8 protein-coding genes are annotated in these 9,371 nt (G+C 40.2%); all 8 read right to left on the minus strand.

Features of this window, described 5'->3' with window-relative positions:
* Positions 1-10: 10 nt before the first annotated feature.
* From J2746_RS14035 to J2746_RS14070, 8 genes are read right to left on the minus strand one after another with little or no spacing between them, the layout of a single operon-like run.
* Positions 11-1,207 carry a glycoside hydrolase family 57 protein gene (locus J2746_RS14035; RefSeq protein WP_209622497.1) on the minus strand — a complete coding sequence of 399 codons (1,197 nt, stop codon included), beginning with the start codon at positions 1,205-1,207 and terminating at the stop codon, positions 11-13.
* A complete protein-coding gene (locus tag J2746_RS14040; protein ID WP_209622500.1) occupies positions 1,204-2,370 on the minus strand; it encodes a polysaccharide deacetylase family protein in 1,167 nt (388 codons plus the stop codon). Before J2746_RS14040 ends, J2746_RS14035 begins: the two co-directional genes overlap by 4 nt.
* Positions 2,367-3,239 carry a mechanosensitive ion channel family protein gene (locus tag J2746_RS14045; protein WP_209622503.1) on the minus strand — a complete coding sequence of 291 codons (873 nt, stop codon included), beginning with the start codon at positions 3,237-3,239 and terminating at the stop codon, positions 2,367-2,369. Before J2746_RS14045 ends, J2746_RS14040 begins: the two co-directional genes overlap by 4 nt.
* Positions 3,232-3,951 carry a DUF432 domain-containing protein gene (locus J2746_RS14050; protein ID WP_209622506.1) on the minus strand — a complete coding sequence of 240 codons (720 nt, stop codon included), beginning with the start codon at positions 3,949-3,951 and terminating at the stop codon, positions 3,232-3,234. Before J2746_RS14050 ends, J2746_RS14045 begins: the two co-directional genes overlap by 8 nt.
* Positions 3,952-3,975: 24 nt before the next feature.
* A complete protein-coding gene (gene corA / locus J2746_RS14055; protein WP_245250190.1) occupies positions 3,976-5,055 on the minus strand; it encodes a magnesium/cobalt transporter CorA in 1,080 nt (359 codons plus the stop codon).
* Positions 5,056-5,068: 13 nt separating this feature from the next.
* Positions 5,069-6,250, minus strand: a complete 1,182-nt coding sequence (locus J2746_RS14060; RefSeq protein WP_209622508.1) for a glycosyltransferase family 4 protein — start codon at positions 6,248-6,250, stop codon at positions 5,069-5,071.
* Positions 6,251-6,273: 23 nt separating this feature from the next.
* Entirely contained in the window at positions 6,274-7,251 is a 978-nt protein-coding gene (locus tag J2746_RS14065; RefSeq protein WP_209622511.1) for a galactose-1-phosphate uridylyltransferase, read from the minus strand.
* A 3-nt stretch (positions 7,252-7,254) separates the two neighbouring features.
* Positions 7,255-9,054 (minus strand): glycosyltransferase family protein, encoded by a 1,800-nt coding sequence (locus J2746_RS14070; RefSeq protein WP_209622519.1) that lies wholly within the window; start codon positions 9,052-9,054, stop codon positions 7,255-7,257.
* Positions 9,055-9,371 lie beyond the last annotated feature (317 nt).

A 9,371-nucleotide genomic window follows, 5' to 3' on the forward strand; every position in this document is an offset into this window, starting at 1 on the left:
GAATATATTATTATACTGGTGTGTTCAGGGTCCTGAATACATGAGCTTTGAAGTCATTAAGTGCTGCCATGAAATTCACAGCAGCGTCATAAGGTGAGTTATGGATACTGAAATATGAATGAACGTCACCGTCACCGAGCCATTTTGTGCTCATGTAGTAATAGTGATCCGATGTAAGCATATGTTTCCATATTCTGAGAAGTTGCGGGTCATCTGTTTTTTTGACATAAGTCCCAAGTAATTTCATTTCTTCAAAACAGCGGCGCTGCATGTCATTACCCAACCACGCACTTGTATCTCTTTCAACATCTGCCCATGAAATTGTTGAAAACTCTCCTATATCGATCTCTCCGGCAGGTGCGTACTTTTTTATGGTCTGTGATGGTGTAAGGAAACGCATACCTCTATCCTTCACTTCTCCGGGAAGTGCCCTGAGGAACTCAAATATTCCCGTATCTTTCCATTGGTGCTCACCAAATGTTTCGTAATCCATGAAAATATTAAGTGTTTCACCATGACCATGAGAAGCCCAATTGGCCCATTTATTTGCTGTTAAAGGATACTCCTCCCACCATCTGGATGAGAAGCGATATCCGATATCATCGCTGAGTTTGTAATTGCGCAGGAGAACTGCTATGTCCGAGTATTTTGCTTTGTACACATGATCAGGTGATCTTCCGTGGAGTATGCTTTCAATACCTTCCGTAAGTATGGCATCATAACCAAGCTCCGCTGTAAAATGAGCAACATTGTTGTTGTAGAGCATTTCAGTATTCCTGAATACCCGTGGTGTCACACCCAGAAGTTCCGACATGAGGTCCCGGTGTTCTTTCACTTCATCCATGAATTCCGTCTTATCTTCAAAAAGTGAAGCAAGGGAATGATAGCATGTTTCGTCCAGAAATTCCACACATCCTGTCTCTGCGAGATCACAAAAGGTGTCCAGTACATCCTCTCCCCACTCCATACATTGTTCAAGCAGGGTTCCGGTAACTGACATGCTTGCCCTGAAAAACCCATCAGTACTGTCAATAAGCTCAAGCAGGGTCCTGTTTGCAGGAATGTAACATTTTCCTGCAACCTTGTGGAATATTTCTTTGTTAACACCTTCATCGAAGTAGCGATCAAAACCCTGCTTGTTGTCAGGCCAGAACCATCTGAGCCTGTATGGCTGGTGGACCTCAAAGAAAGGACAGATTGAATTCATTTTCCTGCCTCCTTTTTGTCAGAAGTCTTTCCCAGACTACTTTTTTCGATTATGGCTCTCTCAATGTCTGAGAGAATTGAAAGGTCATTGACTGCTCTTTCATATCCAAGTCTTCTTTCCTCGGAATTCATTTCCAGGAATATCTCACTCTGCTGCAAATATCGGAAGATCTTCAGTAAATCTGTCTTTTTTTCGCTATCATCAAGTTTTCCAAGCATTTCTCCAATATCCACAAGCTCGTGCATGAACAGATGCTGTGCATGATTTCCAAGCAGGTTATGCATTCCATAGCGGGAGGTCGTTTTGGATTCAAGTGATGAGAGTCCTGTAATTTTGAACATTTCCACTGCTTCTTCAGCCAGCAACATTTTTACACCATGCTTTTTCAGACACAAGGGCAGTTCGTGAAGAAATTCAAGTATTCCTTCATTTTTTTCAAGATGGGTATTAATGGCATCGTATTTTATGTAGAGAGTAATAACATCTCCTTCCATGCTCGCTATCCATGATGCGAATTTGTCTGCTATCAGTGGATATCCGGGCCATGCTCTGTCCGAGAATTTAATTTCCAGGTCCTCGCTTAGGTTGATATGTCTCAGGAGGGTAGGCACTTCGTTATCATAAACATGCATCGGGTCGTAACCGTTCATAATGTTGTGAGAACCCTCGGAAATAAAACACTTAAATCCCATACCCTCAAGTATTTTCATTATCTTTTTATCAAATACAAGTTCGGTATTAACAAAAGTCTTTGGCTCACATCCGAAAACGTCCCTGATTATCTCAACATCCATTTCCACCTGCTCTTTAAATTCATCTAAATTTGGGAAAAGGCATGATATGGAATGGTAGTAAGGTGAGGCTGCAAAAGAAACATTTTTCTTTCCAAGCTTTCGAAAACCATCTATTACTTCAGGTGCCCATTTGCACTGTTCAAGGAAAATACCTGATATATCCAGGGTATATTTCCCTCCGTTTTCGATAGATTTGGCCAAAGTGTCATTAAGAGTTTCAATATTCGATGCAAACTTTGTGAAGTTATGGAACGCTTTTTCCATGTCAAAATATTTCTCAATATAAACGTCTCCATAACCTTCTCTTGGCCAGTACCATCGCAGAGGCAAAGGCAGGTGTACTTCAAAACAAACACAGACTGCCTTCATTGCTTATCATATCCCATTTCAGTATTATCCTGATAATTCCTGGTATTGAGTTCACTGGCAAACCAAACTGTCCTTTGTGGGAAGGCAATCTCAATGCCTTTCTCTTCGAGTGTTTTCTTGATAACCCATAGAAGTTTCATTTTCAGATCATACCATTGTGTTGCAGGTGCCCATATCCTGACAATGATGTTGACTGCATTATCCCCAAGGGTATCCACAAATACACTTGGACCAGGATTAACCAATGCAAAAGGTTCCCTGTCAATTATTTCTTTGATTATTCCTATGGCTTCATCGGCATCATCACTATATCGTATTCCCACCACATATTCGAACCTTCTGGTAAGGTTTGCAACATAATTTGTGATACTTGTTGTAAAAACAGTTTCATTAGGGAGTCTTATGTAAAGGCCGTCATAGGTTCTGATTATCGTGGAGATTATCTTTATGTCTTCAACATAACCGAGCTTGCTATCAATATTTACCTGATCTCCTATCTTAATAGGTCTTTCTATCATTAAGAATACGCCTGAAATAAAATTACCAACTATACTCTGGCTGGCAAAACCAATAACTATACCAACTACTCCTCCGGCAACAAGAAGACCTGATGTGTCAATTTGCAGTAACGGGAAAATAACGCCTACAATGGAAAGAACTATGGCTCCGTAATAGATGGATTTGATAAGAATATTGAGATGCTCTTTGTCCATCTTGTCCTTAAGCGATCTCTGAAGGTATATTGTTATACCCTTTGCTATTAAAATTGTAAAGAAAAGAATAGCTATTACAGTTACTGCCTGAAGTACGGGGTCTGAAAGTGCAGGGAAATATGAAGATATGATATCTGCAGTGCTGCTGTTATTCATTTATACCAAACTCCATGATTCCCTTTGTGCTTGTTATTGCAAGCTTGCGTGCCGTATAGAGTTCTATTGAACGCTTGAACCTTGAAGTTGTAGGGTATCTACTGAAATCAGTTTCAGCAAGCAATTTATTTATAATCTTCATGCTGGCTTTCATACCAAGTCTTTTGTCTCCGTAATAGAGCTTCATTCCATAGGCGTTGAACAATGCTTTTGTAATTTCCATATGATGGTTTGAGTCATTGAATATATCAAGTTCAATAAATCCTTCATAGAGTATGTCTGTTTCAGGTTCTTCTGTAAAAACATCACTTTCCCATTGCCTGCAGACTATTCCATTTGTATGGCTTCCGTAAAGTGTGTATTTTATCCTGGTGAAGGTAAAGGTATCAATTACTTCATAGTTCTCATTTTTATCAGCAACAAAGACTCCGATCTCTACGGGGAATTTCAGATATATCTTTCTCCGGTCACCGGGACGTATAATTGCAGGTTTTTTAAAATCGATAAGAAGGAATGATGTGATCTTTTCAGGAAGGTTCACCGGCTCGATAGGATTTATAAGAATATCCTTGTAGCTATTGAGAAGAAGAAACTCTTTTTCCTCATTACCTTCAAACATGCGTTTGTAGATAAGGTCATCTTCTTGTTTCTCAACTATTATTTCAGTACCTTCAACTTCTGTTGTGAACGGTGGATGATATATCTCAAACATTGCTTATCGTTACTCTTTCCCTGATCAAAGCCAGTTTTTCTTTCTAAAATATACATACATGGAAATGAATATTAATATATTGATTATCCACACAGCCGGATATCCCCATTTCCATCCCAGTTCAGGCATGTAACCGAAATTCATTCCGTACATTCCCGCCAGAAAGGTTAGAGGAATAAATATTGTTGCAATTATCGTAAGTGTTTTCATGACCTCATTCATTTTGTTACTCACGCTTGAAAGGTAAACATCCAGTATTCCGGATAGTATATCCCTGTATGTTTCTATGGTGTCAGCAATCTGTATTGTGTGGTCATAGACATCTTTAAGGAACACGAATGTCGTGTCTTCAATAAGATCTGATTCAGATCTCTGCAATCCATTGATAACGTCCCTTAGTGGCCAGACCGATTTGCGCAGGTAGATTATTTCTTTCTTAAGGTCGTGTATGTTCTGGAGAGTTCCGGATTCCGGATTTTCGACCAGCTCTTCTTCTAGTTCTTCAATTATCTCTCCGAACTTTTCTATTATAATGAAATAATTATCAACGATAGAGTCAAGAAGTGCATATGCAAGATAGTCGGCTCCCATTAGCCTGATCCTGCCTTTTGAATTTCGCAGTCGCTCTCTTATAGAATTGAAAGTATCGCCCTCAAGTTCCTGGAAAGATATTACAAAGTTATTTCCAAGTATAATGCTGACCTGCTCAGCCTTAACATCGTTCTCTCCGTTCCTGAACCAGAGCATTTTCAGGACAATGTATATGTAGGAATCATAATCCTCCATTTTTGGTCTCTGGCCTGTATGGACTATATCCTCCATTACAAGAGGGTGCAATCCGAAATGCTTTCCAAGCTTTTCTATAATGTCAACCTGGTGAATACCATCCACGTTTATCCATGTAACAGTAGGATGGTCCTTGAAAGGTAAGCATTCCTCTACGTTTTCAACAACATATTCCTGATAGCTATCTTTATCGTAGTCTATAATGGATATCCTGGGTTTTTCGGTTCTTTCTTCTCCTATGTGTATCAATGAACCAGGCGCAAGCCCTGCTTTCTCCGATGTTTTGTGAAATAATTTCCTGATAATACCACCCCACAATAACCAATTTGGTTTATTGAACCCGGGAACTTTTCAGTTGCTCTTTATAGACATCTACTGTGGAATCTGCTATATTATCCCAATTGTATCTTGTCCCGATAAGTTTCTGTCCTTCCATTCCAAGTTCCCCATCAGCATAATTATCGAATACATGATTTATTCCCCATGTAATGGATTCCGGATTCTTATAAACAATAACACCGTCCTTGAAATTATCTATTAGTGATATAGCATCAGTTGCAACGATATTCTTACCTGCATCCCATGCCTCAAGAAGAATTATTCCAAAGGGTTCGTTGCGGCTTGGCACGCATATCAGATTGCAGGCATTCATCCATTTCTTTTTCACTGATTCATCCACATAACCAAGGAAATGGCAACTATCCATGATATTCATTTCATGTGCAAGCCTTTCGCATTCAGGTCGCATTTCACCTTCACCAATAATAACAAATTCCACGTCCCATCTGTTAGCCAGTACTGCAGGAATGGCTTTTACAAAAAGATCAGGTCCTTTCTGGTAATTCATCCTGCCTACAAAAAGGACAACAGGGGCATATGGATGTATGCCATATTCTTCCTTGACCTTGCCGGGGTCAACATTTATTCTCATTTTTTCCCCGTGTATGCCGTTGGGTATTATTGATATTTTATAGTCAGGTATCTGGTACAGGTATTGGATCTCATCTTTTAGTTTTGTGGATGTAACGATCACTTTTGATGATTCGTAGCCGCCTCTCCATTCACGATGGCTTATCTCCATGGCTTCCCACCAGTTACCATGCTTGTTACCGTTCCTTCCCCATTCGGTACTGTGATATGTCATTATGAAAGGAATATTAAATTCTTCTTTCAGTCTGCATACAAGGTTCACAGGATGCCAGTCATGGACATGAGTCAGGTCGAATCTTCCGAATTCCCCGGTTGCTTCGGTAAAAGCACTGTACATGGAATCACACATACTGTCCATCTGCTGAACAATGCCGCCATCCAGTGCATGGTGGACCCTGTGGTAATGCACACCTTTAATGACTTCATAAGAAGGCATATCCTTGTTGCGCGTAAATATGTGAATATCATGTCCTTTCAGGGCCAGTGCTTCCGAGAGTTCAGTTACATGAGGTGCCAGTCCGCCCACTGTAATGGAATTCAGGCTTTCCCATGAGAACATGGCTATTCTTAATTTATCTTTCATCAGATCACTTCTTGAATAAACGCCTACTCAGGATTAAGCAAGTGCTCTACAGCTATTTCTGGCGGGATGGTATTTATGTATATTTCCGTGTTCTTTTCAAAGCCCGCTGCAATTGAAGTTATGGGTGCTATCCTTACATTGAAATGATAACCAGGATCATGATCTACTTGGAAGAACATGTAATTGTATGCAAGTTCCGGTATTGTTCTGTCAAGTAACTTGACTGCAGTTCTGATACAATCTCCAAGGGACATGAGCATCTCATCAGTAAAAGCAGAAATATGGTTCACGTGCTTTTTAGGAAGCATCCACATTTCATACTGGTATTTGGAACAGTATGGTGCAATAAGAATGAAATTGTCATTCTCGTAGATCTGCCGCTCTTTTCCTTTCTCTTTTTCAATGATGTGACAGTAAGGACAATTTTTCAGCTCGGAAATAGCCTTCTTTTCTTTAACAATAGATGTGGGTATTATTGGAACCGCGATGAGCTGAGAGTGAGTATGTTCCAGGGAAGCACCTGCTTTTTTACCCCAGTTCTTAAAGAGTGATATATATTCAATCCCTTCCTTGGATTGGTAGTGCATTACCCTGTCCCTGTAGACTTTCATAAGCAGGAGTATTTCCTCGTCAGAAAAGAGATTAATCTTGTTTTCATGAGAAGGACTCTCTATTATAACTTCATGATATCCGAATCCTTTCTTAACCTCAAAACCTGAATCTTCAACATCAGGAGCATCTGGAGACAATGCAGGATACAGGTTTGGTATACATCTGACCTGCCAGTCCTTAACCAGCTCTTCATTGGTGTCTTTCAGTATTTCGCCGTTCTTGTAAACAGCCTTTGCAGGAGGTGTCTTGTCTTCGTGACCGCTGCAAAATACACAACTGTGTGCCTTCATGTCCTCTCCGCAGGCTTTTGGTGCGGATGGTCTTTTTGCCCTGCCGGATGCTATTAAGCAGTACTCATCAAGGAAATAGTGTTTGCGTAACTCGGACATTTTTTATTCCATCCTGATTCCGGTCAAAAGTTCATAATATGTCTTTATTGGCTCTTCCCAGTTCATGTCCTTTGCAAGGAGATTTGCTTCCTGACAGAGAAGGTTGTACTTTACTTTGTCATCGGTGAATGTGTCTATAAAGTAATCCATGGTAAGTGCGTAATCTGCAATTGATTCCAGATACGGAATATTGATATTGTCAACGACAATGACACCTCCCATTCCCATTACAAGTCTCTTGAGTGTTTTAAGCGCATCACTGAATCCGCATATTTTGCTAACGATACTGGGGGTTGCTTCTTTTCCTGCTTCAAGTCCTGTGAGAAGGAATGGTTCATATTTAGATGGGAAAACACCTGCAATACAGCCTGCCATTAGTTCATCTGACCTCATATTGAGACCTCCGTCATGGTCAGATATCCACTGGGGATACAGTACTGCTGAAACATGCCTGCTGCCATCGGTAAGTTTTGCACATTCCAGATTTCTGGCTTTTATCATTTGCTGAAGGCGTAGTTCCTCTCCAACAAGCACTTCTTCAGGTAAGTTTATAGGGAAGTTTTCCGGTGGATTTGTTTTGGGTCCGTGAGCTGCTATCATAAAACAGATCACTCGATAATTCTCATCGAGATGTCCCGCATCTATCTCAAATTTAACCATCCTGTCAAGCAGGACAAGTGAGTCCAGCAGGTCAGGATATCCTTTGTTCTCTATCTCAATACGGGATATTGAAAAAATAGGTATGATCCTTTCCGGGGGTATAACTTTACCATTGTACACATTGTATAATTTCTCTGAAAGGAAATTCTGTATCCTTCCCCTGCATTCCTTTTTCTTTTCCCATTCGACATCTTCACCGTCATTGTCTATCCCGTTGCGGACAATGATGGAGTCTATCCCGTAGAATAGTTTTATTTCCTTACGTGTGGAATCTCCAACAGCTGTTACAACATCTGCAAATCCTGATAATGATTCAAGCTTTGCCAGGTTTACGGGAACACCGCTTTCCCAGGAACTATCATTTTCTCTTATCTTTAGTATGGATCTGTGCCCTGCAGATCTTCCCGGTAGTGTTGCATGATATGTAGCTACACTTCTGACACTGATTCCAAGCTTTTTCAGTCTTGCCAGAGAATAGAACACTCCGAACTCATGGCAATGAAGTGAAACATTAATAGCAGGCATAAGAGATGCTGCAAATTCAGAAATAGCTTCATCACCGTATTCTTCAGAGCTTGTGTCTCTTGATTTAACAAGGGTTTTTACAAATTCCGAAATTGCATAGGAAAGATTCAGGTAATGGGTATATTCCGCACCATTTCCCATATTTTCATAGGTCATGGAATCAAGGCCTATAAGGTCGTAGGCTTCTGCCTTAATAGAAGCTGCCAGACACATTTCCTGTCCTTTGTAGTTCACACTGACCCTGCAATAATCATTTGTCTTGAACATCAGGTGTATGACCTTTACTCCGTTTATTACCTCTAGACCGGGAAAAACTTCAATACCTTTTATTTTTAGTTCTTCTATGGCTTCATTTATGGCATCTTCAGCTTCAAGTTCTTCAAAGTCTTCCATGTCAGTGATACGATTCAGCCCTTTATTCCAGTCCGAACCGCTATGCCCGTAATAAGGTCCCGCAACAATTATGGTAGGAGTTGTTTTTTCATCGATGACACCCTTTGCTATCAGGTTTGCAAGGTTCTTTTTTTCGGCATCAATGACGTTCCATATACCGCCCATTTTGTTAGATCTGGGTCCGGCTTCTTCACCTGCGATTATTATACATTTACTTTCCAGCATCATTCCCTTCTCCCTTAATAATCTTCTATTCTAAATAGAGTTTCAATTATATATGAAAATATCTGAAAATAAAATAATGATGATTGTAACTTCACTTATTGATTAAAGTTATAATGTATTGGCGGTTGTTTTTGTCCGAAATCATTAGCAATAAGTCAAAAGAATCTCCTTAACCGATGACCAATGGAATAGGAGGAATTTGGAGCTAATTAGATAGTCTCCGTGAACTCCTCCTCCCTGCCAGCCTTCGGCTGTCGAGGAAGGAGCTTCCTACGAGTGTAAGTCTCATTTCGTTATCATTCTGTTGGGAATGATTC

It is taken from the genome of Methanolobus bombayensis (assembly GCF_017873415.1).
Classification (GTDB): Archaea; Halobacteriota; Methanosarcinia; order Methanosarcinales; family Methanosarcinaceae; genus Methanolobus; species Methanolobus bombayensis.